Origin of the sequence: Stenotrophomonas sp. CFBP8994 (assembly GCF_034044835.1) — a bacterium.
Taxonomy (GTDB): domain Bacteria; phylum Pseudomonadota; class Gammaproteobacteria; order Xanthomonadales; family Xanthomonadaceae; genus Stenotrophomonas; species Stenotrophomonas rhizophila_A.
Window position 1 is genome coordinate 866108 of the sequence record NZ_JAXCWT010000001.1, and the last position, 25684, is coordinate 891791.

At 67.2% G+C, this 25684-nt stretch carries 24 protein-coding genes and 1 tRNA gene; 13 read left to right on the forward strand and 12 right to left on the reverse strand.

The features are described from left to right. Nucleotides 1-7: 7 nt before the first annotated feature. From SOM39_RS04020 to SOM39_RS04030, 3 genes are read right to left on the reverse strand one after another with little or no spacing between them, the layout of a single operon-like run. Nucleotides 8-850 (reverse strand): NAD-dependent epimerase/dehydratase family protein, encoded by an 843-nt coding sequence (locus SOM39_RS04020; protein WP_320457540.1) that lies wholly within the window; start codon nucleotides 848-850, stop codon nucleotides 8-10. 43 nt (nucleotides 851-893) lie between these two features. After that, complete coding sequence (locus SOM39_RS04025) at nucleotides 894-2453, reverse strand: hypothetical protein (protein ID WP_320457541.1); 1560 nt, start codon at nucleotides 2451-2453, stop codon at nucleotides 894-896. Nucleotides 2454-2482: 29 nt separating this feature from the next. Next, complete coding sequence (locus SOM39_RS04030; protein ID WP_320457542.1) at nucleotides 2483-4636, reverse strand: bifunctional (p)ppGpp synthetase/guanosine-3',5'-bis(diphosphate) 3'-pyrophosphohydrolase; 2154 nt, start codon at nucleotides 4634-4636, stop codon at nucleotides 2483-2485. Between the two features lie 96 nt (nucleotides 4637-4732). Between SOM39_RS04030 and SOM39_RS04035 the strand changes: the two genes are divergently transcribed. After that, the gene (locus tag SOM39_RS04035; protein WP_320457543.1) at nucleotides 4733-5269 is read left to right on the forward strand and encodes a hypothetical protein; all 537 of its coding nucleotides are present in this window, start codon (nucleotides 4733-4735) and stop codon (nucleotides 5267-5269) included. Nucleotides 5270-5311: 42 nt separating this feature from the next. Here SOM39_RS04035 and hrpA read toward each other — a convergent pair whose 3' ends face one another. After that, nucleotides 5312-9409 carry an ATP-dependent RNA helicase HrpA gene (gene hrpA / locus SOM39_RS04040; RefSeq protein ID WP_320457544.1) on the reverse strand — a complete coding sequence of 1366 codons (4098 nt, stop codon included), beginning with the start codon at nucleotides 9407-9409 and terminating at the stop codon, nucleotides 5312-5314. Between the two features lie 89 nt (nucleotides 9410-9498). On the opposite strand from hrpA, the gene SOM39_RS04045 reads away from it, so the two are divergent. The 6 genes from SOM39_RS04045 to SOM39_RS04070 all read left to right on the forward strand — a co-directional run bounded on the left by SOM39_RS04045 (nucleotide 9499) and on the right by SOM39_RS04070 (nucleotide 15920). Further along, a complete protein-coding gene (locus tag SOM39_RS04045; RefSeq protein WP_254622169.1) occupies nucleotides 9499-10062 on the forward strand; it encodes a Dps family protein in 564 nt (187 codons plus the stop codon). 209 nt (nucleotides 10063-10271) lie between these two features. After that, entirely contained in the window at nucleotides 10272-12074 is a 1803-nt protein-coding gene (gene recQ, locus SOM39_RS04050) for a DNA helicase RecQ (protein WP_320457545.1), read from the forward strand. 92 nt (nucleotides 12075-12166) lie between these two features. Continuing rightward, complete coding sequence (locus SOM39_RS04055) at nucleotides 12167-12550, forward strand: CopL family metal-binding regulatory protein (RefSeq protein WP_320457546.1); 384 nt, start codon at nucleotides 12167-12169, stop codon at nucleotides 12548-12550. A gap of 102 nt (nucleotides 12551-12652) precedes the next feature. Continuing rightward, nucleotides 12653-14428 carry a copper resistance system multicopper oxidase gene (locus SOM39_RS04060; RefSeq protein ID WP_320457547.1) on the forward strand — a complete coding sequence of 592 codons (1776 nt, stop codon included), beginning with the start codon at nucleotides 12653-12655 and terminating at the stop codon, nucleotides 14426-14428. Continuing rightward, nucleotides 14425-15408, forward strand: coding sequence for a copper resistance protein B (locus tag SOM39_RS04065; protein ID WP_320457548.1), 984 nt, complete (start codon nucleotides 14425-14427; stop codon nucleotides 15406-15408). Before SOM39_RS04060 ends, SOM39_RS04065 begins: the two co-directional genes overlap by 4 nt. Then, complete coding sequence (locus tag SOM39_RS04070; protein ID WP_095364354.1) at nucleotides 15408-15920, forward strand: GNAT family N-acetyltransferase; 513 nt, start codon at nucleotides 15408-15410, stop codon at nucleotides 15918-15920. The genes SOM39_RS04065 and SOM39_RS04070 overlap by 1 nt, the downstream gene beginning before the upstream one ends. A 30-nt stretch (nucleotides 15921-15950) precedes the next feature. On the opposite strand, the gene SOM39_RS04075 is transcribed toward SOM39_RS04070, so the two are convergent. Beyond that, nucleotides 15951-16262, reverse strand: coding sequence for a zf-TFIIB domain-containing protein (locus SOM39_RS04075; protein WP_320457549.1), 312 nt, complete (start codon nucleotides 16260-16262; stop codon nucleotides 15951-15953). A 162-nt stretch (nucleotides 16263-16424) separates the two neighbouring features. On the opposite strand from SOM39_RS04075, the gene SOM39_RS04080 reads away from it, so the two are divergent. Together SOM39_RS04080 and SOM39_RS04085 are read left to right on the forward strand one after the other, a co-directional pair. Continuing rightward, nucleotides 16425-16826: a response regulator gene (locus SOM39_RS04080; RefSeq protein ID WP_068853740.1), complete on the forward strand. Its 402-nt coding sequence runs from the start codon at nucleotides 16425-16427 to the stop codon at nucleotides 16824-16826. Nucleotides 16827-16932: 106 nt separating this feature from the next. Beyond that, nucleotides 16933-17595, forward strand: coding sequence for a DUF3011 domain-containing protein (locus SOM39_RS04085; protein ID WP_320457550.1), 663 nt, complete (start codon nucleotides 16933-16935; stop codon nucleotides 17593-17595). Between the two features lie 39 nt (nucleotides 17596-17634). Here the strand turns inward: SOM39_RS04085 and SOM39_RS04090 are convergent, their stop codons facing one another. After that, nucleotides 17635-18315 (reverse strand): MliC family protein, encoded by a 681-nt coding sequence (locus tag SOM39_RS04090; protein WP_320457551.1) that lies wholly within the window; start codon nucleotides 18313-18315, stop codon nucleotides 17635-17637. A gap of 73 nt (nucleotides 18316-18388) precedes the next feature. Continuing rightward, nucleotides 18389-19279, reverse strand: coding sequence for an NAD(P)-dependent oxidoreductase (locus SOM39_RS04095; protein ID WP_320457552.1), 891 nt, complete (start codon nucleotides 19277-19279; stop codon nucleotides 18389-18391). A gap of 226 nt (nucleotides 19280-19505) precedes the next feature. Between SOM39_RS04095 and SOM39_RS04100 the strand changes: the two genes are divergently transcribed. The 4 genes from SOM39_RS04100 to SOM39_RS04110 all read left to right on the forward strand — a co-directional run bounded on the left by SOM39_RS04100 (nucleotide 19506) and on the right by SOM39_RS04110 (nucleotide 22512). After that, nucleotides 19506-19949 (forward strand): acyltransferase, encoded by a 444-nt coding sequence (locus SOM39_RS04100; RefSeq protein WP_320457553.1) that lies wholly within the window; start codon nucleotides 19506-19508, stop codon nucleotides 19947-19949. 87 nt (nucleotides 19950-20036) lie between these two features. Further along, a complete protein-coding gene (locus tag SOM39_RS19270; RefSeq protein WP_414715845.1) occupies nucleotides 20037-20615 on the forward strand; it encodes an acyltransferase family protein in 579 nt (192 codons plus the stop codon). A gap of 296 nt (nucleotides 20616-20911) precedes the next feature. Next, nucleotides 20912-21067 (forward strand): hypothetical protein, encoded by a 156-nt coding sequence (locus SOM39_RS04105; RefSeq protein ID WP_320457554.1) that lies wholly within the window; start codon nucleotides 20912-20914, stop codon nucleotides 21065-21067. A gap of 518 nt (nucleotides 21068-21585) precedes the next feature. Then, nucleotides 21586-22512 carry a 2OG-Fe(II) oxygenase gene (locus SOM39_RS04110; protein WP_320457555.1) on the forward strand — a complete coding sequence of 309 codons (927 nt, stop codon included), beginning with the start codon at nucleotides 21586-21588 and terminating at the stop codon, nucleotides 22510-22512. A gap of 103 nt (nucleotides 22513-22615) precedes the next feature. On the opposite strand, the gene SOM39_RS04115 is transcribed toward SOM39_RS04110, so the two are convergent. The 5 genes from SOM39_RS04115 to pal form a co-directional block, all read right to left on the reverse strand. After that, nucleotides 22616-22691: transfer RNA gene (locus SOM39_RS04115), tRNA-Lys, on the reverse strand. Between the two features lie 71 nt (nucleotides 22692-22762). Then, complete coding sequence (queC, locus tag SOM39_RS04120; RefSeq protein WP_320457556.1) at nucleotides 22763-23428, reverse strand: 7-cyano-7-deazaguanine synthase QueC; 666 nt, start codon at nucleotides 23426-23428, stop codon at nucleotides 22763-22765. A gap of 75 nt (nucleotides 23429-23503) precedes the next feature. Then, a complete protein-coding gene (queE, locus tag SOM39_RS04125; protein ID WP_210130895.1) occupies nucleotides 23504-24202 on the reverse strand; it encodes a 7-carboxy-7-deazaguanine synthase QueE in 699 nt (232 codons plus the stop codon). Nucleotides 24203-24318: 116 nt separating this feature from the next. Continuing rightward, nucleotides 24319-25137 carry a tol-pal system protein YbgF gene (gene ybgF / locus SOM39_RS04130; protein ID WP_217538415.1) on the reverse strand — a complete coding sequence of 273 codons (819 nt, stop codon included), beginning with the start codon at nucleotides 25135-25137 and terminating at the stop codon, nucleotides 24319-24321. Between the two features lie 3 nt (nucleotides 25138-25140). Beyond that, on the reverse strand, nucleotides 25141-25656 hold the full coding sequence (pal, locus tag SOM39_RS04135; protein WP_093533752.1) for a peptidoglycan-associated lipoprotein Pal: 516 nt from the start codon (nucleotides 25654-25656) through the stop codon (nucleotides 25141-25143). Between the last annotated feature and the right edge of the window lie 28 nt (nucleotides 25657-25684).

Below are 25684 nucleotides of genomic sequence, written 5' to 3' on the forward strand. Positions count from 1 at the left end.
CCGCAGTTTACCGGCCTGCTTCCCGCCAGGTGGCGGGCGTGGGCTGGAACGCGCGCGGCGTCACGCCCAGGCTTCGGGTCAATGCGCTGTTGTCGGCCACCAGGTCGTGCCCCAACCGCGACACCGGGCCACGCGCACGCGGCACCGTCGCCGCAAGCAGCCGCAACGCCGCCCCCGGCAGGTACACCGGCAGCGTGAACATGCCCATGCTGGCCCGCACGCGCTGGAACATCTGCTGGTAGTCCAAGCGCTCGCCGCCCCCGATCTGCAGCGTCTGGCCCGCAGCGGCATCGCTGCGTAGTGCGGCCATCACCGCCTGGGCGATGTCGTCGGCGTGTACCGGCTGGCGCAGCCCGTGCGCCATCGGGATGGGGAACAACCGGGTGCGACGTGCGCGTGCAACGATCGGGGTCAGGCTGCGGTCGACGCCGGCACCGTAGACCAGGGTCGGGCGCAACACGGTCCACTGCATGCCCAGGCGCTCGGCCTGCATGGCCAGGTTGTGTTCGCCCCGCTGCAGCAGCGCCACCAGCGCCTGTTCGTCCGCTTGCGCCGATCCCTGCTTGGTGAGCACGCTCATCGAACTGGTGACGATGATCTTCGCTGCCGGCGCGGTGTGCTGGCGGGCCAACCAGTCGCCCCACGCATCCAGCGGCGCGAAACTGACGATCGCCTGCAACGGTTCCTGCGGGAACGGCAGGGCGCGCATGTCTCCCACCTGCCAGTCCACGCCGCGCTGCGGGGCCTGCGCATGGCGGCTCAGCGCCACCACGGGGAGCTGGGCGGCAACCAGCCGCGGCAGCAGGAACCGGCCGATCTGGCTGGTGCCGCCGGAAACAAGAACCGTCATCGTCCATCCACGTCAAAACGTGCGCGCACTATACCCGACACGGTCAGCGCACCGGTTCGACGTCGCCCAGGCGCTGTTGCAGCGTCTGGTATTCGGCCGCCGTGGGCGGGACACCCCAGCGCGCGGCCTGGCGCAGGGCCTCGCGTGCGAATGCGACGTCGCCGCGGCCCAGGCGCTCGCTGCCGATCGCCAACCAGCGCTGTCCCAGGCGCAGGCCGGCGTCGGCCTGGCTGCCGCTGCGCGACAATGCCTGCCATGCCTCCAGGCAGGCGCCCGCCGCCTGCACCCGGTTCTCACGCAGGCGATCGTCGACACACTGCTGCGTGGCGGGCAGCATCCGCTGCGCGGCCGCACGCACGCGCGCATCCTGCGGCGCCAACGCCTGCGCTTCGCGCAGTGCGTCGTAAGCGCTGCTTCCGGGTGGTGAAAGCATGTCGCCACGCGCCTGCGCGTCCTCGAAACGCGCCAACAGGTCGCGCAGTGCCTGTTCGCGGCGTCGATGCGGCGTGGCTGGCGCGGTCAGCGCGCGCTCGGCCTGGCGGGCCTGCGCCACCCCCTGGCGTGACGCGGCCAACTGGCGTTCGGACGCACCGAACCCCTGCGCGGCATCCAGCGCCTGCCCGGCAAGGTCGAAGCGGAAATCAGCGGCCTGCCGTGCTGCCGATGCCAGCAGCGCCTCGACCACCTGCTGTCGCCCCTGCTGCGCGGCCGCATCGTCCGGACGCACCGCGAGCACCGACTGGAACGCGTCACCTGCGGCCTGCCAGCGCTGCCGCCGCAGCAGCTGCTGGCCGTCACGTACGCGTGCCTCCAGCGCGGCGTTCAACGCGGCCTCGCTGGCCGGGAGATCGACATGTCCGGCATCGAAGGCGCGCGCACGCTGCACGCGCGAGGCTGCCCCCGCCACATCACCCTGCGCCGCCGCGTCGCGCGCCTGCTGCAGCAGGTCTGAAAGCGCATCCTCGCGCCCTTCCAGCGCGCGCAGGTGGTTGGGCGCGCGCACCAGCACCTGCTGGAACAAGGGCAACGCACTGTCATCGCTGCCATCCAGGCGCTGCGCCTGCAGCGCGGATTCGGCACGGCCCAGCAACGCACCGATCCCGGCGCCGTCCTGCTGGTGCTCGCGCAGGCGACGCGCCACCGCATCGTAGTCGCGCTGCGGCACCTGCAGTTCGCGGGCCAGGGCCAGCGCCCGTTGTGCGGTCGCCAGGTCACCGGCATCCAGCGCAGCACCTGCCTGCCGCAGCGCCGCGCGCGCGGTGCGCGCCAGGCCGGCGCGGGCCTGCGGACGATCGCTGTCCAGCGCCAGCGCCGCCTGGTACCACTCGCGCGCGCCGCTGCCATCGGCTGCGCTCAGGCGGCCCGCGGCCAGCGCGCGGTCGCCCCTGTCCAGCAGCTGCTCCACCTGCGGCTCATTCCAGAACCAGTTGGCCAAGGGGCGCCCGAACGCGACCAGCAGTACGAACACCACCACCGCCACCAGCAGCGCCCAGCGCCAGATGCGCCGCGACTGCCAGGCCTGCACCCACCACCACCGGCCTGCGCGGCGCACGCGGCGCAGGGCGGCATGCGCGGCGTCCTCATGGTCGGGATGGCGGCTCATTCCGTGAGCGTAGCGTGGGTCACGTGAGGTCAGCCCAGACGCCGCGCGTCGCTGACGCCGGGCAAGGCATCCAGTTTCCCCAACAGCGCCGAAAGCTGGCCGTAGTCGCTCACTTTCAGGCGCAGGCGCAGGTGCGCACGGCCGCTGTTGCGGACGTTGTCGCTGTGGATGTCCAGCACGTACGCGTCCTCCTGCGCGATCAGGTTGGTGATGTCCTTGAGCAGCCAGCGGCGATCCACCGCGTCGACCACCACGTCCACCTCGTAGCCTCCGCCTGCCTGGCCCCATTCGACCGGCAGGATGCGCTGCGGGCTCGCAGCGGACAGCCGCGCCAATGCGGCGCAGTCGGTGCGGTGCACGGTGACCCCGCGGGTACGGGTCAGGTAACCGACTATCGGCTCGCCGGCCACCGGCTGGCAGCAGCGCGCCAGCTGCACCAGGAGATTGCCCACGCCCTGTACGGTGAACTTGGACTTGCCCAGGCTGTCGCGGCGCGCGGTGGGCCGTGGCAACGCGGGCACCGCCGGCTGCGTGGCGGCACGTTCGGCTTCGAGCAATGCCCGGCTGACCTGGTGCGGGCCGGTGTCGCCCAGCGCCACCTGGATGTAAAGGTCATCGACGCTGTCGGCATGGAATTTCTTCGCCGCCACGGCCAGGTCCGCCTGCGCCAGCCCGAGCCGCTTCAGTTCGCGGTCGAGCAGGTCGCGCCCGGCCTGCACGTTGCGCGCCCGGTCCAGCTTGTGGAACCAGCCGCGCACCTTCTCGCGCGAGCGGTTGCTTGCGAGATAACCATTGGAGGCCAGCAGCCAGTCCCGGCGCGGGTCGGCTTCCTTGCCGGTGAGGATCTCGACCCGGTCTCCACTGCGCAGGCGGTAGGTGAGCGGCACGATGCGCCCATTGACCTTCGCACCGCGGCAGCGGTGGCCGACCATCGTGTGCACGTGGTACGCAAAATCCAGCGGCGTAGCGCCCTGCGGCAGGTCCATCACCTCGTCCTTCGGACTCAGCGCATAGACCCGGTCCTCGGTCAGCTCGGCGTCCAGCGCACCTGCCAGCTCCCCGCCGTGACCTTCCTGCGAGTGCTCCAGCAGCTGGCGCATCCAGGTGATCTTGCGGTCGAACGCCTTTTCCGCGCCCTTGCTGCCTTCCTTGTAGCGCCAGTGTGCGGCCACGCCGAGCTCAGCCTGGGCGTGCATGTCGTGGCTGCGGATCTGCACTTCGATGGTCCGCCCTTCCGGCCCCACCACGGCAGTGTGCAGGGAGCGGTAGTCATTGGCCTTGGGCCGGGCGATGTAGTCATCGAACTCGCTCGGCACCGGCGCCCACAGCGAGTGCACCACGCCCAGCGCGGCGTAGCAGGCCGCCACGTCCTTGACCATCACCCGCACCGCACGGATGTCGTAGAGCTGCTCGTAGGCGAGCCGCTTCTTCTGCATCTTCCGCCAGATGCTGTAGATGTGCTTCGGGCGCCCGCTGACCTCGGCCTCGATGCCCTGCGCCAGCAGCTCGCGCGACAGCACCTTCTTGACCGACTCGACATAGCGTTCGCGCGCCAGCCGTGTTTCGTCCACTTCACGTGCAATGCGGCGGTAGGTCTCCGGCTCCAGGTGCCGGAACGCCAGATCTTCCAGCTCCCACTTCAGCTGCCAGATGCCGAGCCGGTTGGCCAGGGGCGCATGGATATCGCGGGTCAGCTGGGCCAGCGCCCGGCGCTCTTCCTCGGGCAGGCGGTCGGCCGCGCGCATCCGCGCCAGCTGCCGGGCCAGCAGGATCGGTACCACCCGCAGGTCCTGGATGATCGACAGCAGCAGGCGGCGCAGGCCTTCGCTGTTGCGCCCGGCATCGCGCCCGGCGTGCAGCGCCCAGACCTGGTCGGCCGCGTCCAAGCCCTCGAGCAGGCCGACCACGGCCGTTTTGTGGCTGCCCAGCGGAAGTGCGTCCAGCCCGGCACGCAGCCAGGGCAGGTCGAACAACAGGGCCGCCAGCAGGGCGCTGTCGTCGGCCGACAGCAGGGCCAGCGCATCCAGGGTATCGGCCAGCACCGGCCAGGGGGCGGACTGGGCGTGGTCGGCATCGTTGGCCTGCCAGCGCTGCAGCAGCGCCTCGCGCACTGCGGGGGACAGCGAGGCCGCCGAGGGTCGGTTCAACAAGCCATCCAGGCCGGGGACAGAAGCGCGGTTCACAGCATCATGCAGACAAGATAGAGAGCCCTACACTAGCGCTGGTATCGTTGCCGGACAATCAGAACCGGTTCCATCGTGCATTCCTGGAGAGCTGCCATGCGTTTTTCCCGTCTTAGAGTGTTGGCCGCTGCGGCCGTCCTGCTGGCCATGGCCGGGCCCGCCCTCGCCCAGCGCGTGGTCGAAGGCGACCTGCAGCAGCAGATGTCCCCGGCCGAATTCAAGGCAGCGGGCCTGGACAAGTTGAGCCCCGCCGAACTGGCCGCCCTCAACGGCTGGCTGCAGGGCAAGGTGGCCGAAGTCAGCGCTGACGTGCGTGAGCAGGTGCGCGAACAGGTGCGCGAAGAAGCACGCGAGGAAGGCCGCCAGGAAGTGATCGTGAAGAACCGCGGCTTCTTCGACTTCGGCAGCAACGAGCCGATCGTGAGCACGCTGCAGGGCGAATTCCGCGGCTTCGGCAAGGGCCGCCGTTACGTGCTCGCCAACAAGCAGGAATGGGAACAGACCGACGAGACCACGCTGGCCGGCGTGCGCCGCACCGATCCGGAAGTGTCCATCGCGCCGGGCATGATCGGCGCGTGGTACCTGCAGATCAAGGGCGTGAACACCCGCGCGAAGGTCCGCCGGGTCAAGTGATGGGGCACGCCCCGCGCGGTTGCCGCGCGGGGCGTTGCAGGCTCATGCCTGGCGCAGGGCGGCCACCCGCTGGGCCAGTTTCTTGGCCGAAATGCCGGTCCTGGCCCCCAGTTCCTGCGCGAACAGCGATACCCGCAGCTCTTCCAGGTCCCAGCGCAGCGCCTGCCACTGCGTGCGGTCGCGCAGGCCGCGCGCCTGCGCCTCTTCCAAGGCATCCAGGAACGGACGCAGTTCCAGCATCCGCGCCTGGTCACGCGGCGGATCGCGCTTGGCCCGTTCGCTGCGCAGGATCATCGCGCGCAGGTAGCGCGGATACTGCGCCAGTGCTTCAGCAGGCGTCTCACGCAGGAACCCGGGATGGACCAGCGCCGCCAGCTGCTGTTCCAGGTCATCCAGGTTGCCGCGCGCCCAGCCCATCAGCGGTGCTTCCAGCAGCGGCTTGAGCTCGGCCACGTGCGCCAGGATGTTCTCGGCCAGCTTCAGCCGCGCCATCGCCTCGCCGAACAGGTCGCGGCCGGCGGCATCGCGCCGCTTGGCAAAGGCCGCCGGGTCGCGGATCTCGCCCAGGCCGTCGGCCAGCACGGCATTCATCGCCGCATCCACCAGGTCACCGCGCAGGCGTTCCTGCGATTCGATCGAGGCATACAACAGGCCGGTCTTGGGCGGCACCGGCAGCTGCTTGCGCGCCTGCTTGGCCTTGTCAGCCAACGCGATATCCATCAGCCGGCGTACGCCACGCGGATGCTGCTCCAACGCTTCGTTGCGGTCGGCGAAAATGCGCAGTGAGGCGGATTCACCGGCATCGACCAGCGCCGGATACGCCGGCACGCCGGCTTCACCGGGTACCTGCAGCGGAATCGGCGCCGCCGGGAAATCACGCAGTCCTTCGGCTGCCAACGCACGGCCAGCGCGTGCGGCGAATGCATCGCCAGCCTGCGCGCCGAAGCGGGCGCGCAGCGCCTCCAGGTCGCGCGAGGCGGCCAGCAACCTGCCCTGCGCATCGTGCAGGCGCAGGTTCATGCGCAGATGCGGATCGAGCGCGCTTTCATCGAAATCGATGGCCGCCACCTGCGCCCCCGTCGCGCGCGACAGGAACCGGGCCAGTTCGCCACGCAGGTCGTCGGCGCTGGGCGCGGGGAACGCCTCGGCGAAGGCACGCCCGAAGTCCGGCGCCGGCACGTAGTTGCGGCGCATGGCCTTGGGCAGGCTGCGGATGAGCGCGGAAGCCTTGTCGGCCACGAAGCCCGGCGCCAGCCACGACAGACGTGCCGGGTCCAACGCGTTGAGCAGGTGCAACGGCACATCCAGGCTGACGCCGTCCTCGTCGCTTCCGGGTTCGAAGCGGTAGTGCAGCGCCAGCCGCGCATCGCCCAGCGGCAGGTACGTCGGGTAGCGCTCGGCATCGCTGCCCTCGCCCGGCAGCAGGTCGGCCAACGTCCACGCCAGCGCGCGCTTCTTCTCCGGGGCCAGCGCCTTCCACCAGGTATCCAGCCCGGTGGCCGAGTGGATCTCGGCCGGAATCCGGTCCAGGTACCAGCGCGCCTGCCAGCCTTCATCGGCCACGATGCCGGCGCGGCGCAGCTTGGCTTCTTCTTCGCGCGCCTGCTCCAGCACCTTGAGGTTGTCGGCGATGACACTGGCGCGGGTGTTGATCTCGCCCGTGACCAGCGCCTGGCGCACGAAAATGTCGTGCGCCTCGCCCGGGGCGATGCGGCCGAAGTGCACCGGCTTCTTCGGGGCCAGCACCAGCCCGAACAGGCTGATCTGCTCCGAGGCCAGCACTTGGCCCTGCGCACGCGACCAGTGCGGATCGAAGTGCTTGCGCAGCAGCAGATGCGGCAGTTCGGCGATCACCCAGTCCGGTTCGATCGCGGCATTGGTCAGGCCCCATACCTTCTGCGTATCCAGCAGGGTGGCGGCCAGCAGCCACGGCGGCGGCCGCTTGGCCATCACCGAGCCGGGGAATGGCAGGAAGCGGCGCTGGCGCGGGGCCAGGAAATCACCCTTGTCGCTGCGGTGGCCGATCTGGGTCGGCAGGCCGGCGATCAGTGCACGGTGCAGGGTCTGGTAGGCCGCGGCACGCACACGCTCGCTGAAGGCATTGCGGGCCTCTACGGCCGCTGCGGGGGCGGGCACAACCGTGGCAGCCGGCGGTTCGGTCTTGCCCTCGCGGGCCAGGCGGGCGGCACGATGCTGCTGGCCACGGGTGGCCTTGGCCCTCTCGGCATCATCGCGCACGGGCGCAGGGGCCGACGAACCGGCCAGCAACGGCGCCATCGCACTGTCCACCGGCTCTTCGCTCCAGCCCAGCTCTTCGCACAGCACCCGCAGCTGGCGGTGCAGCTCGCGCCATTCGCGCATGCGCAGGAAGCCGAGGAAATGGCGATCGCACCAGCCGCGCAGCTTGGATTGGGTCAGGTCTTCGTGGGCCTGGCGATAGCCTTCCCACAGGCGCAGCACGCCGACGAATTCAGAGCGCCCATCGGCAAACAGCGCGTGTGCGTTGTCAGCCGCGGCACGCGCTTCGGGTGGGCGTTCGCGCGGATCCTGGATGCCCAGGAACGAGGCAATGACCAGCATCGGGCGCAGGCAGCCCTGCGCCTGCGCGGCGACCAGCATGCGGGCCAGCTTCACATCCACCGGCAGGCGCGCCATCTGGCGGCCGATCGGGGTGAGCCGGCGGTCGTTGTCGATCGCGCCCAACTCGCCGAGCTGCTGCCAGCCATCGGCAATGGCGCGCTCGTCGGGGGCTTCCAGGAACGGGAAGTCCTCGATCCGGCCCAGGCCCAGCTGCAGCATGCGCAGGATCACCCCGGACAGGCTGGAGCGGCGGATTTCCGGATCGGTGAACTCGGCGCGCGACTGGAAATCCGCTTCCGAGTACAGCCGGTAGCAGATGCCTGCCGAGACGCGACCGCAACGGCCTTTGCGCTGGTTGGCGCTGGCCTGCGAAACTGCCTCGATATGCAGCCGGTCCAGCTTCTGGCGCGGGCTGTAGCGCTTGACCCGGGCCAGGCCCGGATCGATCACGTAGCGGATGCGCGGCACCGTGAGCGAGGTTTCGGCCACGTTGGTGGCCAGCACGATGCGGCGTTTGCTGCCCGGGTTGAACACCGCGTCCTGGTCCTTCACCGACAGCCGCGCGTACAGCGGCAGCACTTCGGTTTCGCGGTATTTACGCCGTTCCAGCGCCTGGTGCGCGTCGCGGATTTCGCGTTCACCGGGGAAGAACAGCAGGATGTCACCGCGCGGGTCGAGCCGGGTGATCTCATCCACCGCCGCCACCACCGCATCGTTGACGGTGCGCTCGCCATCGCGGCCGCCGTCCTCATCGCCACCGCCCTCGCCTTCCAGCGGGCGGTAGCGTACTTCCACCGGGAACGTGCGGCCTTCCACGCTGATCACCGGCGCATCGTCGAAGTGCTGGGCGAAGCGCGAGGTATCGATCGTCGCCGAGGTGACGATCAGCTTGAGGTCCGGGCGCTTGCGCAGCAGCTGCTTGAGGTAGCCGAGCAGGAAATCGATGTTGAGGCTGCGTTCGTGCGCTTCGTCGACGATGATCGTGTCGTACTGCGACAGCCAGCGGTCGCTGCTGATTTCAGCCAGCAGGATGCCATCGGTCATGAACTTGATGCGGGTATCGTCGCCGACCCGGTCGGTGAAGCGCACCTGGTAGCCGACCGTAGTGCCCAGCTCGGAGTGCAGCTCCTGCGCCACGCGGGTGGCCACCGCACGTGCGGCAATCCGTCGCGGCTGGGTGCAGCCGATCATCCCGGCCTGGCCGCGGCCGGCGGCCAGGCACAGCTTGGGCAGCTGGGTGGTCTTGCCCGAGCCGGTTTCACCCGCGATGACCACGACCTGGTGTTCGCGGATCAGCGCGGTGATGCGCTCGGCTTCACGCGCGATCGGCAGGCTGTCGTCCAGACTGATCGACGGCTGGTTGAGCGCCCGCGCCTGGCGCCGCTGCACCGACGCGTGCAGGGCCTGCTGGAATGCCGCCGCCGCGCCGGCATCGGCCGGTTTGGCCCGCCAGCGCGAGAGCATGCCGAGCAGACGACCGCGATCACGGCTCATGGCCCCGTCAATGGCGGCCTGCTGCGAAGCCAGGGACGAAGCATCGGGTTGTTTGATAGCGGTCATCAATCGGATCGTTTAGAACTTATGAGTACAACTGAAGGTTAGTCTGACTTATTGTGAAGGCCATCCCATCCAACACGAGGATTTCCCCCATGGCGAAGACCAAGACCCCGGCCAAACCCAAGGCCACCAAGCCCCAGGGCGCCAAACTGAAGCTGTCAGCAGCGGCGCCCTCGGCCCCGAACATTGATATCGGGATCAAGGAAGCGGATCGCAAGAAGATTGCCGAGGGCCTGTCGGCCTTCCAGGCAGACGCGTTCACGCTCTACCTGAAGACCCACAACTTCCATTGGAACGTGACGGGCTCGATGTTCAACTCGCTGCACCTGATGTTCGAAACCCAGTACACCGAACAGTGGGCGGCCCTGGACGACGTGGCTGAACGCATCCGCGCCCTGGGCTTCAACGCGCCGGGCTCCTACCGCGAATTCGCCGCCCTGACCTCGATCGCCGAGGAACCGGGCCTGACCGACAGCGCGGACTGGCGTGAAATGGTACGCCAGTTGGTCGCCGCCAACGAGGCCGTGTGCCGGACCGCCCGCAAGGTGCTGGACGTGGCCGACGACGCCGACGACGCCCCGACCGAAGACCTGATGACCCAGCGCCTGCAGACCCACGAGAAGTACGCCTGGATGCTCCGCTCGCTCCTGCAGTAATCCCTCTGGGGCTTTGCCCCTGCGGGATTTCCAAGGTTCCGCTTCGCGAAACCTTGGACCCTGCACAAGTCGCCGGCCACAGCCCCCGCGCCTGTCGGCGCGCCCCCCTTGACTCAAGGGGGGCTCCTTGGCCGGATGGTCTCTCGCCTACGTTCAGATCCGGAATTGGATGACCCGCCTTGGGTCGCTCAGCCCTGTAAACTACGGCGATGTCTTCCCGCCCCGCGCACGAACTGCTGCACCGCATCTTTGGTTACGACGATTTCCGCGGTCCGCAGCAGGCGATCGTCGAGCATGTCGCGGCCGGTAATGACGCGCTTGTGCTGATGCCCACCGGCGGCGGCAAGTCGCTGTGCTACCAGGTGCCTTCCCTGCTGCGCGAGGGCACCGGCATCGTCATCTCACCTCTGATCGCGCTGATGCAGGACCAGGTGGAAGCCCTGCGCCAGCTGGGCGTGCGCGCCGAATACCTGAATTCGACCCTGGATGGCGAAACCGCGGCCCGGGTCGAGCGCGAACTGGCCGCCGGCGAGCTGGAACTGCTGTACGTCGCGCCCGAGCGGCTGCTCACCGGCCGTTTCCTGTCCCTGCTGGCGCGCAGCCGCATTGCGCTGTTCGCCATCGACGAAGCCCATTGCGTCTCGCAGTGGGGCCACGATTTCCGGCCTGAGTACCGCCAGCTCACCGTTCTGCACGAGCGCTGGCCGGACGTGCCGCGCATCGCGCTGACTGCCACCGCCGACCCGCCGACCCAGCGCGAGATCGCCGAGCGGCTGGACCTGACCAATGCCCAGCACTTCGTCAGCTCCTTCGACCGCCCCAACATCCGCTACACCGTGGTGCAGAAGGACAACGCCAGGCGCCAGCTGCTGGATTTCCTGCGCGGCCACCGCGATGAAGCGGGCATCGTCTACTGCATGTCGCGGCGCAAGGTCGAGGAAACCGCCGAGTTCCTGTGCAAGGAGGGCATGAACGCCCTGCCCTACCACGCCGGCCTGCCGGCCGAGGTGCGCGCGGCCAACCAGCGCCGCTTCCTGCGCGAAGACGGCATCGTGATGTGCGCCACCATCGCCTTCGGCATGGGCATCGACAAGCCCGACGTGCGCTTCGTGGCGCATACCGACCTGCCCAAGTCGATGGAAGGCTACTACCAGGAAACCGGCCGCGCCGGCCGCGATGGCGAACCGGCCGAAGCCTGGCTCTGCTATGGCCTGGGCGACGTGGTACTGCTCAAGCAGATGATCGAGCAGTCCGAGGCGGGCGAAGAGCGCAAGGCGCTGGAACGCTCCAAGCTCGACCACCTGCTGGGCTACTGCGAATCCATGCAGTGCCGCCGCCAGGTGCTGCTGGCCGGGTTCGGCGAAACCTATCCGCAGCCGTGCGGCAACTGCGACAACTGCCTGCAGCCACCCGATGCCTGGGATGCCAGCGTGGCCGCGCAGAAGGCGCTGAGCTGCGTGTACCGCAGTGGCCAGCGGTTCGGCGTGGGCCACCTGATCGACATCCTGCGCGGCGGCGAGAACGACAAGATCCGCCAGTTTGGCCATACCGAACTGAGCACCTACGGCATCGGCAAGGATCTTGATGCCCGCACCTGGCGCAGCGTGTTCCGCCAGCTGGTGGCCGCCGGCCTGCTGGAAGTGGACAGCGACGCCTACGGCGGCCTGCGCCTGACCGACGGCAGCCGCCAGGTGCTCAAGGGCGAGCGCAAGGTGATGATGCGCCGCGAAAGCCCCAAAACCCGCGAACGCGAGCGCGGCGGCCAGCGCACCGGCCTGTCGGTGCTGCCGCAGGACCTTGCCCTGTTCAACGCCCTGCGCGGCCTGCGTGCCGAGCTGGCACGCGAGCAGAACGTGCCGGCCTTCGTGATCTTCCACGACAGCACCCTGCGCAACATCGCCGAACAGCGCCCCACCAGCATCGACGCGCTGGGCCGCGTGGGCGGCATCGGTGGCACCAAGCTGTCCCGCTACGGCGAGCGGCTGGTCGAGATCGTCCGCGAAGAAGGCTGATGCGCGCGCGCCCAGCCAGACCCACGTCCAACGTTGAACCTGCCGTTCAGGCACGGGTGCGTGGTGCGCGCTTTGGCGCTAAGGTGGCGCCCATGTCCGCCGGTGGCCTGCTCCTGCGAGTGGTATTGATGCTCAGCCTGTTGCTCAACGGGCTGAACGCGGCCATGGCCGGCCCCATGATGCTGGCGATGGCGTCGCCCGCCGCTGCCGAAGACGCACCCGCGCCGCCCTGCCATGGCCAGGAGCATGCCGCCCTGCACGGTGCCCCGGCCGAACCGCCGGCCCAGGCACCGGACGACAGCGAGCACTGCAGGATCAAGGACTGCCTGCGCAACTGCGCCCAGCAGCCCAGCCTGACCGTGCAGATCGCCTGGATCCCGGTACCGCCACCGCTGTCGCCGGTGCTGCTGCAGGTTGCCCCCCCGTCCCTGCCCAGCCCGCCGCTGGACCGCATCACCCGCCCTCCCATCGCCTGAGCGCGCGTTCGCCACGAACGCCTGCGTAACGCGATGCCGTGCTGACGCACGCGCGTCCTGCCGGCACCTGCGCGTGCCCCTCGGATCCGATTCGGAGTTGCAATGTCATACCCCTCTTCCCCCGGCGCGGGCGCCCCGCCCGTACCGTCGCGACGCCTGTTCGTGCAGGGCCTGGCCGCCGGCGGCGTGGTTGCCGGCCTGGCAGGCGCCGTGCCTGGGCGCGCCCTGGCCAACGCCGCCCCCCGCGTGGCCACCGCCCCGCAGGTGCTCAGCGGCCAGCAGTTCCAGCTGAGCATCGGGGAATCACTGGCCAACTTCACCGGCCGCACCCGCCCGGCGATCACCGTCAACGGCAGCCTGCCCGCGCCGATCCTGCGCTGGCGCGAAGGCGACACCGTCAACGTGCGCGTGGCCAACGCCCTGCCGGGCCACCCCACGTCGATCCACTGGCACGGCATCCTGCTGCCGGCCAACATGGACGGCGTGCCCGGCCTGAGCTTCAACGGCATCGCCCCGGGCGAGGCCTACCAGTACCGGTTCACCCTCAAGCAGTCCGGCACCTACTGGTACCACAGCCATTCCATGTTCCAGGAACAGGCCGGCCTGTACGGCGCGCTGATCATCGACCCGCTGCAGCCGGCCCCTTACCGGTTCGACCGCGAGCACGTGATCCTGCTGTCGGACTGGACCGACCTGGACCCCGGCGCGCTGTTCCGGCGCATGAAGAAGCTCGCCGAGCACGACAACTACTACAAGCGCACGCTGCCCGATTTCCTGCGCGACGTGCGCCGCGATGGCTGGAGCGCGGCCACGGCCGACCGCGGCATGTGGGGAAGGATGCGGATGACCCCCACCGACATCTCCGACATCAATGCCCACACCTACACCTACCTGCTCAACGGCACCGCCCCGGCCGGCAACTGGACCGGGCTGTTCCGCAGCGGCGAAAAGGTGCTGCTGCGCTTCATCAACGGCGGTTCGATGACCTACTTCGACGTGCGCATTCCCGGCCTGAAGATGACCGTGGTCGCCGCCGACGGGCAGTACATCCACCCGGTGAGCATCGATGAATTCCGCATCGCACCGGCGGAAACCTTCGATGTGATCGTCGAGCCCACTGGGCAGGATGCGTTCACCATCTTCTGCCAGGACATGGGCCGTACCGGCTACGCCGCCGGCACCCTGGCCGTGCGCCACGGGCTGCAGGCACCGATCCCCGCGCGCGACCCACGCCCGCTGCTGACCATGAGCGACATGGGGCATGACATGGGTGGCATGGGCCACGACATGAAAGGCATGGAAGGCGGCTGCGGCGCCAATATGGGCCACGCCGGCCATGGCAGCGCCGGCAAGGCACCGCGCCACGCGCCGAGCGAGAACGGCAACCCGCTGGTCGACATGCAGAGCGCGGCCACCGGGCCCAAGCTCGACGACCCGGGCATCGGCCTGCGCGACAACGGCCGCCAGGTGCTCACCTATGGCGCGATGCGTAGTCTGTTCGAGGATCCCGATGGGCGCGAGCCGTCGCGCGAGGTCGAACTTCACCTCACCGGCCACATGGAAAAATTCAGCTGGTCGTTCGATGGCATTCCGTTTGCCAGCGCCGAACCGCTGCGCCTGAACTACGGCGAGCGCATGCGCATCGTGCTGGTCAACGACACCATGATGCAGCACCCCATCCACCTGCACGGGGTGTGGAGCGACCTGGAAAACGCCGACGGCGAATTCCAGGTGCGCAAGCACACCATCGACATGCCGCCCGGCACCCGCCGCAGCTACCGCGTGCGCGCCGATGCGCTGGGCCGCTGGGCCTACCACTGCCACCTGCTGTACCACATGGAAGCTGGGATGATGCGCGAAGTGAGGATCGAAGAATGAAGATGCTCACCGTTGCCCTTCTAAGCGCCATCGCCGGGCCGGCGTGGGCGCAGTCGCATGCGCACGCACACACCGATACAGCACCCGCGGCTGCACAGGCCGCGGTCGACCATTCGAAGATGGACCACTCGAAGATGGACCACTCGAATATGGATCATTCAACGATGGACCATTCGACCATGGATCACGGCGGCGTTGACCACGCGCAGATGGATCACTCGACGATGGATCACGCCGCCATGGGCCATGGCACCACGCCGGTTGCTCCGCGCGAACCCATTCCCGAAGTCACCGACGCCGACCGAGCGGCCGCCTTCCCACCCATCAACCATGATGCGATGGAGCACGCACCGAATGTGCACAGCCTGCTGCTGATCAACCGGCTGGAACACTGGGATGGCCAGCACGGTACCGGCCAGGCCTGGGAAGCCAGCGGCTGGGTCGGCGGCAACATCAACCGCCTGTGGCTGCGCAGCGAAGGCGAACGCAATGGCGGTCGCACCGAGTCTTCCGATCTCGAAGTGCTGTACGGGCGCAGCGTGTCACCGTGGTGGGACGTGCTGATGGGCGTGAAGCAGGACTTCCGCCCGGCGGACTCGCGCACCTGGGCCGCGTTCGGCATCCAGGGCCTGGCCCCGTACAAGTTCGAAACCTCGGCGACGGCGTACGTCGGCGAAGGCGGACAACTGGCTGCCACGGTGGAGGTCGAGTACGAGCTGCTGCTCACCAACCGCCTGATCCTGCAGCCACTGGTGGAGGCCACGCTCGCCGCCAGGGACGAACCCGAGCACGGAATGGGTGCGGGCCTGAACAAGGTCGAGGCCGGGTTGCGCCTGCGCTACGAGTTCAGCCGCCGCTTCGCCCCGTACATCGGTGTCAGCCACGAGCGCCTGTTCGGTGACACGGCCGATTACCACCAGGCAGCGGGCGAGCACACCCGTGACACCCGCTGGGTGGCCGGCGTGCGGGTCTGGTTCTGATGGCACTGCAGATCCGCCGTGCAACGCCTGCCGATGCAGAGCTGCTCTCTGCATTGGCCATGGCCACCTACACAGAGACCTTCGGCGACTCGTATCCGCCGCAGGACCTGCGCGACTTCCTCGACGCGCACTACTCACCCGCACCCCAGCGTCGTGAGCTGGAAGACCCGCTCAGCGCCGCATGGCTGCTGTTCGATGGCGAGCAGGCCATCGGCTACCTCGCGGCCGGGCCGAACAGCCTGGCCCATGCCTTGGCGACGGAAGGCGATATCGAACTGAAGCGGCTGTACGTGCACGCCAGCCACCAAGGCGGCGGCCACGGCGCACGGCTGATGGACGCGTTGCTGGACTGGCTGGACCAGCCCCGGCGCCGCACGCTGTGGGTGGGCGTGTGGTCGGAGAACTTCGGCGCGCAGCGCTTCTACGCGCGCTACGGCTGTGTGCAGGTTGGCAGCTATGAATTCCCGGTAGGCGACAGCCGCGACCTGGAATTCATCCTGCGCCGGCCCTGAGCAGGACCGGCGCGCGGACCGCGTGGGCGATCAGAAATCGAACAGGTCGGACAGGAAGCTTTCTTTCTTCTTCTTGCGGTAGCCCTGGCCATCGCCATAGTGCTGCTGGCCAAGGTGGCGCGTGTCGCGGTGCTGCACCTGCGGGTGGACCTGCTGCGGCGGCGGAGGCGGCGCGGCGGCACGTACCGGAGCGGGCGCAGCGGCACCGGCCGAGCGCTCGATGATCTTGTCCAGCTCACCACGGTCCAGCCACACGCCCCGGCATTGCGGGCAATAATCGATTTCGATGCCCTGGCGCTCGGACATCACCAGCGCTTGGGTCGGACATACGGGGCATTGCATCGATTTGGCTCCATTCGGGGTCAGATCCCGACTGTACCGTGGCCTACCTGACCCGCGCACAACAGAACAACGTTCGGCTGGCGGTTTTTGCACGATCCCCTCACCTTCTGCTGCCCATACTGCCGCGCCTTTCCACCCAAACCCTGCAGGGGAACCCGCGTCATGCTGTTGTCCAAGCGCCATGTTGCACCGCGCGTGCTGTTGATCGAAGACACCGAAGACACCCGTGAACTGAGCCGCATGGCGCTGGAAAGCCAGGCCTGCGACGTGGCCGCCGTCAGCTCGGCCGAAGCCGCCTTGGGCCTGCTGCAGGCCGGCGAGCGCTTCGATCTCGTATTCACCGACGTCTGCCTCGGCGGGCTGAGCGGCATTGAAGCTGCCCACCGCATCCGCCAGCACCAGCCCAGCCTGCCGGTACTGGTCACCTCCGGCCTGCAGCCGGACCGGGTCACCCCGCAGCTGGCGCCGGGCATTCATTTCCTGCCCAAGCCTTATTCGATGAGCGAGCTGCTGGATGCGATCCGCGCCTGCTTCGGCGACCAGGATGTGGATCGGGCGGCCTGAGCCCGGAAGCCGACAGGGCGCGCTGGCCGCGCCCTGCTTTCATCAGGATTTCATCAAGCCCTGCGCATCGTTCGGCAAGTGAACCTCCCTTGCCGGAATCCTGATCATGCAGACCCGATTGCTGCTTGGCACGCCCCTGCTACTCCTGGCCACGCTGACCGACGTGCGCGCGGATGACTTTGTCACCTGCGAAAGCCGCGACAACCGCTACCAGTCCTGTGCATTGCCCTACGCCGGCTATGTCACGCTGGACCGCAAGCTGTCCGGTGCCGACTGCCGCCAAGGGCGCAGCTGGGATTATGACCGCCGCAATGTGTGGGTCGACGACGGCTGCCGCGCCTCGTTCCGGGTGCGCGGCGATGATCGCCACCATGGCCGCGACGACGACAACCATGATGCGAAGGTGGCGGCCGGCGTGCTGGTCGGTGCGGCAATCCTGGGCGCGCTGGTGCATAACGCCAACAAGCAGGACGAGCGCTACGACGATGGCAACTACCAGGGCGCGCGTCATACCTCGTACGTGCCGCAGTGGATGGTGGGCGAGTTCGAGGGCTACAACCCGATGTACAACACCGACATCCGCATGCGCATCGAAGCCGATGGCCGGATGTCGGCACAGGCCAGCGGACAGAACCTGTCGGGCTGGGTCAATGGCGGCCAGCTCAACGTGGGCAGCAGCGTGTTCGACATCAACCAGAGCCGCGATGGCTTTGTCACCACCGAAGTGGGCGATCGTCAGAACGAAGTGCGCTACCGCCGCGTACGCTGAGGTGAGTCGGTGCCGGCCTGTGCCGGCACCCACTTCACTTTACCTGCCCGCCACCTTGCAACTCAGGCGCGTGCCGTAGAACTCCAGTGTGGCCTCACCCTGGTGCTCCCAGAACTCCACGCCCTCGCGGGTGTAGCGGCTGCCACTGGCTGACGGTGCGGCAAACGCGATGGCCTGGTCACGGCCCAACCGAATGACCGCAACCTGCGGGTCAAGCTCGTTGTAGAACACCACCGAGAGCGGCTTGCTGGCGTCATCGCATTGATACTGCGTCGCGGCCGGTCCCGGCCCAGTGGCCGCGGCCAGGCGGAGCTCGACGATGCGGGTCTGGTACGACTCGAGCAGGCAGCGGTTGGCGTCCACCGCCTGCCAGCAGGCATCGCGGCCCTTGATCCAGCCGCGCTGTTCAGCGGCCACGTCAAGCTCGCCCGGACCGGCCTGCGCCGCCTTGTACAGCCCGGCCAGCTCCCGATCCAATGCGGACAACCGTGCGTCACCGCATACGGTCTTCTCCGCATCCGAGCCGGCCTTGGCGCAATCGAACGACGGGCCCTCGGAACCTGCCGCCGGCAGCGCGGCTGGCGCGGCTGCCGGCTTCGGCGATTCGGACGCGGCCTCGCTCGTGGCGGGCGCGGTGGGTGCAGCCGTCGTATCGGTCGGCGTGGGTTTGCAGGCCGCCAGCGCCAGTGCGCCCAGGCCAATGAGGACAAAACGGTTCATGGCACCTCCACAGCGCCCGCTACTCAATCTACCTAGTCTGCGCCATGCCGCGCTCAGGCGGCGTGTAAGTGCGCTATTCAATGGTGCAGTCATCGACGCGGGCGGTATCGGGCAGGACTTCGATACTGCCCACCGCCAGCTGCTCCAGGATCGTTTCCGGCCCGCGCCAGCTGCGCCATTGCAGGCCGACACTGGCGGCGCGCGCGTCGTGGATGCGATCCACCATCGGCAGTGACCATCCGCGACGGTCGTACTCGGCCAACCATTGCGGGCACCGCTGGGCCAGAACGTCACGCGGGTGCGTCACCAGCGCCTCGCAATCCTCCCACTGGAACGGCGTCCAGCCACTGACCAGGTAACGCTGGAACGCCGGGCCGTCATTGGTCAGCGCAGCCACATGGGCGTCCGCCACGTCTCGCACATCGATGCCGCGATGCAACCGGTACAGCATCATGCGTTCCGGCGGCTCCGGGAAGCAGCGCGACATCCGGATCACGCGCACATCCAGGTCGGGGCCAGCGGCCTCTTCCAGCCACTGTTCGGCGGCCAGCTTGGAGCGGTGGTAAACGGTGCGCGGCTGGGGCGTGGTCTGCTCATCCACCCAGGTGCAGCGCCCCGGCACGATGGCGTGCCCGTACAGCGCGGTGGTGCTGGTGAACACCAGCCGCCGCACGCCCGCCTCGCGCGCCAGCATCGCCAGCGTGCGGGTGCCTTCCACGTTGATGCGCTGGAATTCGCTGTCGCTGAAAAGGCGCACATGCGGCGCGTGCAGCGCAGCGGCATGGATGACCGCATCCACGCCCTGCAGCACCTTGGCCAGCATCCGGGTATCGGTGAAATCGGCCACGTGACGCGTGGTCGCGAAGGGACTGCGATCAATGCCCACCACCTCGTGGCGGGCCGCCAGGGCGCCAAAGATGGCGCGACCTACCCGGCCTGAACTTCCTGTCAGGAGAATCTTCACTGGAGAGCACATGTCAGCGCCCGGGAGCTACCGGGATGCAACAAGTGTAGTAGAGCCACGCCCTGCGTGGCTGGCTTCGTGCCGCAACCAGCCCCACACCTGATGACACCGGTCAACCGACCCAGGCACCCCAGGAACGAGAACGCGCCCTGTCGCATCTCGCCTTTCATTGCCCTCCCCGACCCCAGAGGATGCCGCCCTCGCAGTACGCATAGCATCCCGAAACATGTCTCACCCAGCGACGAAGCCCCACGGTCCGCCATTGGGCGGGGGCCACCTTCAATCGATTCAAGCGCTACGCGCGATAGCGGCGGCATTGGTCGTGATCTACCACCTGGTCCATGCAGAAAGCGTCTATGGAGGCGGCGCAACATTTTTTGGCGGTCCCGCCCACTTTGGGTTCGCTGGGGTGGACGTGTTCTTCGTCATATCCGGCTTCATCATCGCCACAATCACCGCCGGGCGATTGGGCAGTACCACCGGTGCTTTGGACTTTCTTGGACGCCGGGCGCTGCGCATCTTCCCGCTCTATTGGCTGTGCTCTGCAGCCATCGTGCTGGCGCTGATCGTGCGTCCTGATTCGCTTGACGCCAGCATCGCCGAAAAGAGCATCCTTCATTCCCTACTGCTTTTGCCCCAGGAAGGCGGGCCGATGCTTGTCGTCGGGTAGACGCTGACCTACGAGCTGTTCGTCTACACCAAGACAGCGATCACCATGGTCGTATGCTCGCGGTCGCGAATTTCTCGTTTGATCGCCATGTGGGCAATCGTACTTCTCATACTTCAGCTCCTCCCCACACATACGCCATGGCCGAAACTGCTTATCAGTCCGTCGGCACTGGAGTTCATGGCAGGCGCGGTTGCTGGTCTCCATTGGAGAGCACTATCCGCTCGCCATGCATGGGGCGCACTGACCACAGGACTGATCTGGATGGCAGGTACCTGCATGTGGCTGGCCGACCACCCATTCCACGGACAGACTGACGGATTTCGCGTAGTTGCGTTCGGGCTCCCCTCCGCCCTCGTCGTCGCTGGCCTTGTTCGACTGGAAGCCGAGGGGCGAATAAAGCCGCCGCGCATTGCGATTCGGCTCGGGGATGCGTCCTATTCGCTCCATCTGACCCACGCGTTCGTACTTTCGCTGTCAGGCCGCGCCTGGGGATCACTAGATGCAACAGGAACCAGCTTCGCGAACGCTGCATTCGTCTTCAGCACAATGGCAACCTGCTGTGTGACAGCCCTCGTAGTTCACCGTTACGTGGAGCGTCCCATGACGTCCTTTGGCAATCGGGTGTGGGACTGGAGTTCACCGATTCTCGCCAGAGCAAAGCACTGAGATCAGCGCATCAGACCAGCCGGTCACGACAATCCTCGAAGTGATCGACACCTCATTTTTAAAAATCGGATTGGGAAGTTCGATTCTTCACGGCGCACAGCGATGCATTCGGAAGCGGCGACGCCAAATTGGCGGACTTACGCCGCCATCCGCACTGACCAATCACGAGCGAAGGTACGTCGGCCCACCTACTCGCTCATATCTAACTGTCGCAAGTGTCCCTTGTTGAACCGAGTAAGTGGCGCGATCGTGCACGTGCAAAATGTTGCATCGCATAGGGGTGGTAAGTTCTTCGCATGAACAACTTTTCCGCCCTACTGCTTGGCATGCTGGCTCTGTATGTCGTCCTTGCTTTCCTGCTCGTGGTGATGTGGCGCACCGGCTTTCTCTTCATGGTGCTGAACATCCTTGCGGATGAGGTGGTCAGAATGCGCCGCCGATTCTCTCGCTAGCGCGGGCACTAGACCCGCAGGAGCATCAGCAAGTCCGCGCACGTGGTCGTCGCCGACATCACCCCGCCGGGAACGTGGGCCTGGCAACTCGCCATCAGAATCATGGCGTACCCACCGTCCGGTGCAGATCTAGATCCTTAGAACAGTAGAGGTAGCCACCTGATGGGCATTCTTGTCCTCATCTTTGTGTCACTGCTGGTGCTCACCCCGATCTTCTTAGGGATCGTATGGGCACTGTGCATCCTGTGTCAGCTGGTAGCTGACGTTCTCAGCAGAATCTTTTCAAAGTCTGGCCCGTAGCTGGTCTCGATGCATGGGCGGCCAGGCACGACACACTAATCCGGTCCGCGCAGTTAGCACATAGGAACATGAAGCATGCCGCTGCCATTCTTTTCGCTGCCTGTTGATGAAAGTTGGGCGCGATAAAATCCCTTCGGGGGACCAACACAGTAACGCTCCGTACCATTACGGCCAACGCAACTCGTGGAGGCTGGTGCGCAACACCGCACCCGTGAAGTATGGATAGTCATGACCTTGGTTCCATCCTGAATCCAAAGATCCTTGCCGATGCAAGTCGCATCGCCGCGCGCTTCAGATCCGCGCCGCCGTTTCCAAACCTGGTGATCGACGACTTCTTTCAACGCGACTTCGTGAATCGGTTGTACGTCGAGTTCCCCTCCTTCGAACAAGGGAACCGGATGGGCGACAACGGCCAGCTTGGTGGCAAATCCACCATGGAAAAGATCCGCGGCTTGGGCCCGGCGTTCCGCGCACTGGATGCGGCGATCCAGACCCCGCAGTTCCTCAAGCTGCTATCGCGCATCACCGGCATCGAAGGCCTTCTGTACGACCCGTGGTATCTGGGCGGCGGCACCCACGAGAACCACGGCGGGATGAGCCTGGACCCGCATGTGGATTTCAACTACCACCCCAGCGAGCGCTGGCATCGGCGTCTTAACCTGCTCATCTACCTCAATCCCACATGGGAACCGCACTGGGGCGGGTGCTTTGAACTGTTCCGGGATCCCCATGCCTCCGCACGCCCGGACCTGTCCATCGCGCCCACGTTCAATCGTGGCGTCCTCTTTGAGACCTCCGAGCGCTCCTGGCATGGCTTCAACGCCATCCAGCTGCCCACTGAACATGTAGGCAAGACGCGCCGCTCCATTGCGCTCTACTTCTACACCAAGGAGAGGCCGCAGGCCGAGATCGTCGACCGCCACACGACCCTGTACGTGAAGCGCCAGCTGCCCGAACGGATCGTCGAAGGGCACACGCTTGCCGGCGCGGACGTGGCCGAGATTCGCGATCTGATCTGGCAACGAGATGCGCACATCATGTCGCTCTACGCCGAGAACACATCGCTGCGGAAGGCCCAGGACGCCGGTTTGGGGGGCAACCTGCTGTACCTGGCCAAGCGCGCTTTCGTGCGCTTCAGGCGCTGAGCCAGACGGCAGGTTGAAGGCGTGAAACACCCCAATATTTCCGCCAATTTTTCCACGACCACAAAAAAAGGCGCCCCTCGGGCGCCTAAGTCGTTGATGCAATTGGTGGGCCGTGATGGATTCGAACCATCGACCAAAAGATTAAAAGTCTTCTGCTCTACCGACTGAGCTAACGGCCCATTGCATGCCCCGACTTCGCGCCGGGGGTGCGCATTCTAACCCATCTTGCGCCGCAGGCGTAGCCCGGCGATCAGGCGTAGCGGGTCGGGTCGGCCACGCCGGCGTCGGCGAAGCCCTGCGCGCGCAGGCGGCAGGCGTCGCAGTGGCCGCAGGCGGCGCCGCTGTCGTCGGCGTTGTAGCAGGACACGGTCAGGCCGAAGTCAACGCCCAGGCGCACGCCTTCACGCACGATGTCTGCCTTGCTCAGGAACTGCAGGGGCGCGTGTACCCGGATGCCCGCCCCTTCCACGCCGGCCTTGGTGGCCAGGTTGGCCAAAGTCTGGAAGGCGCTGATGAACTCAGGGCGGCAGTCCGGGTAGCCGGAGTAATCCACGGCGTTGACGCCGCAGAAGATGTCGTTGGCGCCCAGCACTTCGGCCCAGCCCAGCGCGACCGAGAGCATGATGGTGTTGCGTGCCGGCACGTAGGTGACCGGAATGCCCTCGCCGCCCGCTTCGGGCACGTCGATGTCGTCGGTCAGCGCCGAGCCGCCGATGCTGCGCAGGTCCACGTTGACGGTCTTGTGCGCGACCACGCCCAGCGCCTTGGCCACGGCTGCGGCGGCGTCCAGTTCGGAGGTGTGGCGCTGGCCGTAGCGCACGCTCAGCGCATGCACGGCAAAGCCCTGCTCGCGGGCCATGGCGACGACGGCGGCGGAATCCATGCCGCCGGACAGGAGGACAACTGCGTTCTTCATGAGGGTGTTTCCGGTGGGTTGCGGGAAAGCCAGCACGCTGTCCCGCGCCGGTACATCAAGGGGCAACGAACGGGCTCAGCGGCCCGGTTCGTCGTCCCACAGAATCTTGTGCAGCTGCATCTGGAAGCGAACTGGCAGGCGATCTTCCACGATCCAGTCGGCCAGCTCGCGCGGGCTGACCTGGCCCTTGCTGGGCGAGAACAGCACCATCGAGCGCTCGTTCAAGCGGTGCTCGCGGACCATGCCCCGCGCCCAGTCGTAGTCCTCGCGGCTGCACAGCACGAACTTGATCTGGTCGCGGCGGGTCAGCAGCGGCAGGTTTTCCAGGCGGTTGCGTGCCATTTCGCCCGAACCGGGGGTCTTGAGGTCGACCACGCGCGACACCCGCGGGTCCACGCCGCTCACATCCAGCGCGCCGGAGGTTTCCAGCGAGACGTCCAGGCCGGCCTCGCAGAGCTTTTCCAGCAGCACCAGGCAGCGCTTCTGCGCCAGCGGCTCGCCACCGGTCACGCACACGTGGTGGACGCCCTGGGCCAGCACTTCGCGCACGATCTCGTCGATATCCCACCAGGTGCCGCCGTGGAAGGCGTAGGCGGTATCGCAGTAGGTGCAGCGCAGCGGGCAGCCGGTCAGGCGCACGAACACGGTCGGCCAGCCGGCGGTATCAGCTTCGCCCTGCAGGGAGGTGAAGATCTCGGTGATCTTCAGCCGTGGCAGGGGCGACTGCACGATCTCGCTGGGGAGCGCGGCGGCGGCGGACAGGGGGGTGGTCATCGTGGGCGTCTGGTGTGCGGTTACGGAAACGAGAGCAGCCAGGCAGGGCCTGGCTCTACGGTGCCCGAAACAGTCGGGCCAACCTTTGATTATACCGGCCTTGGCCGGTCGGGGCCTCAGCGGATCTGCTGGCCGAGGCGGATGGCCTGCAGACGGTCCTGCGCGGTGCGCGCGGCGTCGGAGCCGGGATAGGTGTTGACGACCTGCTCCAGGGTGGCCTGGGCTTCATCGATCCTGCCTTCGCCGTACTGGGAAAGGCCGATCTTCAACAGGCCACCAGAGGCCTTGTCGTGGGTCGGGTAACGCGCGATGAGGTCGCGGAACTGCGCCTCGGCGAGCGGGAAATTGCGGGTGGCGTAGTAGCTTTCACCCAGCCAGTACAGCGCGTTGGGGGTGTAGACGCCATTGGGATAGAGCTCGAGGAAGCTCAGGAACAGCTGGGCCGAGTCGTCGTACTTGCCGGCCTTGAGCGAATCAAAGGCCACGTTGTACGCGGTGCGCTCATCGCCACTGGCGGCAAGGCTGCCCGGGTCGCCGTGCACGGAGGGCGGCCGCTCGGTGGCGGCCACTGCCGGTGCGGCGGGCTTGGGGGCAACGGCCGGTGCATTCGCGGCCGGAGCGGCCGGAAGGATCGGGGCCGAGCCACCTTCAATACGGTTCAGACGCCCGTCCAGGTCCAGGTACTGGTCCTGCGAGGTCTGCTTGAGCTGGGCGTTTTCGTTCTGGAGCTGCTCAACCGTGCTCTGCAGCTGCTGGATCTGCTGCCGAAGCTGGTTGACCTGGTTCAACAGGTCCTGGTTGGAGCTGTTGTTGTAGGCCTGCTGCTCGAGCGCGCCAACGCGGTCGGCCAGGCTCTGCCGCTGGGCCTGCGCCGGTGCGGCAGCCACGAGGGCTGCCGCAACGACCAGCATCAGGGATTTGATGCCGATGCGCATGGATTACTGCGCGGTGTAGACGATTTCGACGCGACGGTTCTGCGACCAGCAACCTTCGTTCGACTCGGTGCAGGTCGGACGCTCTTCACCGTAGGACACGACGGTGATCTGGCTGGCCGAACCACCGTTGGCCTGCAGCGCCGAGGACACGGCGTTGGCACGACGCTCACCCAGGGCCTGGTTGTAGGCGCGCGAACCGCGCTCGTCGGTGTGACCCTGCAGGGTCATGCGGGACGACGGACGGTCACGCAGGTACTTGGCGTGGCAGGCCATCTGAGCCTGGAATTCCGGCTTGATTGCATCCTGGTCCAGGTCGAAGAACACAACGCGCTGGCGCAGGCAGGCGTCGGTGTCCAGGTCGCCCGGGCCGTACAGGCCGGAGGTCGACGGGCCGGTCGGCTGCGAGGTGCTGCCGGTGTCGACCGGAGCAGCAGGCTGTTCCTTGACCTTCTTGGAGCAACCGGCCAGAGCGGCCACGGACAGCAGGGAGACAAGCAAAACGCGGGTGGTCTTGTTCATGTAGTTACCTTTGAGGCTCCTAAAGCCG

What these genes read in the sequence shown, in the direction of transcription:
- SOM39_RS04020 (WP_320457540.1), bottom strand. Translation starts at nt 850, where the DNA reads ATGACGGTTCTTGTTTCCGGCGGCACCAGCCAGATCGGCCGGTTCCTG.
- SOM39_RS04025 (WP_320457541.1), bottom strand. Translation starts at nt 2,453, where the DNA reads ATGAGCCGCCATCCCGACCATGAGGACGCCGCGCATGCCGCCCTGCGC.
- SOM39_RS04035 (WP_320457543.1), top strand. Translation starts at nt 4,733, where the DNA reads ATGCGTTTTTCCCGTCTTAGAGTGTTGGCCGCTGCGGCCGTCCTGCTG.
- hrpA (WP_320457544.1), bottom strand. Translation starts at nt 9,409, where the DNA reads ATGACCGCTATCAAACAACCCGATGCTTCGTCCCTGGCTTCGCAGCAG.
- SOM39_RS04045 (WP_254622169.1), top strand. Translation starts at nt 9,499, where the DNA reads ATGGCGAAGACCAAGACCCCGGCCAAACCCAAGGCCACCAAGCCCCAG.
- recQ (WP_320457545.1), top strand. Translation starts at nt 10,272, where the DNA reads ATGTCTTCCCGCCCCGCGCACGAACTGCTGCACCGCATCTTTGGTTAC.
- SOM39_RS04055 (WP_320457546.1), top strand. Translation starts at nt 12,167, where the DNA reads ATGTCCGCCGGTGGCCTGCTCCTGCGAGTGGTATTGATGCTCAGCCTG.
- SOM39_RS04060 (WP_320457547.1), top strand. Translation starts at nt 12,653, where the DNA reads ATGTCATACCCCTCTTCCCCCGGCGCGGGCGCCCCGCCCGTACCGTCG.
- SOM39_RS04065 (WP_320457548.1), top strand. Translation starts at nt 14,425, where the DNA reads ATGAAGATGCTCACCGTTGCCCTTCTAAGCGCCATCGCCGGGCCGGCG.
- SOM39_RS04070 (WP_095364354.1), top strand. Translation starts at nt 15,408, where the DNA reads ATGGCACTGCAGATCCGCCGTGCAACGCCTGCCGATGCAGAGCTGCTC.
- SOM39_RS04075 (WP_320457549.1), bottom strand. Translation starts at nt 16,262, where the DNA reads ATGCAATGCCCCGTATGTCCGACCCAAGCGCTGGTGATGTCCGAGCGC.
- SOM39_RS04080 (WP_068853740.1), top strand. Translation starts at nt 16,425, where the DNA reads ATGCTGTTGTCCAAGCGCCATGTTGCACCGCGCGTGCTGTTGATCGAA.
- SOM39_RS04085 (WP_320457550.1), top strand. Translation starts at nt 16,933, where the DNA reads ATGCAGACCCGATTGCTGCTTGGCACGCCCCTGCTACTCCTGGCCACG.
- SOM39_RS04090 (WP_320457551.1), bottom strand. Translation starts at nt 18,315, where the DNA reads ATGAACCGTTTTGTCCTCATTGGCCTGGGCGCACTGGCGCTGGCGGCC.
- SOM39_RS04100 (WP_320457553.1), top strand. Translation starts at nt 19,506, where the DNA reads ATGTCTCACCCAGCGACGAAGCCCCACGGTCCGCCATTGGGCGGGGGC.
- SOM39_RS19270 (WP_414715845.1), top strand. Translation starts at nt 20,037, where the DNA reads ATGTGGGCAATCGTACTTCTCATACTTCAGCTCCTCCCCACACATACG.
- SOM39_RS04105 (WP_320457554.1), top strand. Translation starts at nt 20,912, where the DNA reads ATGAACAACTTTTCCGCCCTACTGCTTGGCATGCTGGCTCTGTATGTC.
- SOM39_RS04110 (WP_320457555.1), top strand. Translation starts at nt 21,586, where the DNA reads ATGGATAGTCATGACCTTGGTTCCATCCTGAATCCAAAGATCCTTGCC.
- queC (WP_320457556.1), bottom strand. Translation starts at nt 23,428, where the DNA reads ATGAAGAACGCAGTTGTCCTCCTGTCCGGCGGCATGGATTCCGCCGCC.
- queE (WP_210130895.1), bottom strand. Translation starts at nt 24,202, where the DNA reads ATGACCACCCCCCTGTCCGCCGCCGCCGCGCTCCCCAGCGAGATCGTG.
- ybgF (WP_217538415.1), bottom strand. Translation starts at nt 25,137, where the DNA reads ATGCGCATCGGCATCAAATCCCTGATGCTGGTCGTTGCGGCAGCCCTC.
- pal (WP_093533752.1), bottom strand. Translation starts at nt 25,656, where the DNA reads ATGAACAAGACCACCCGCGTTTTGCTTGTCTCCCTGCTGTCCGTGGCC.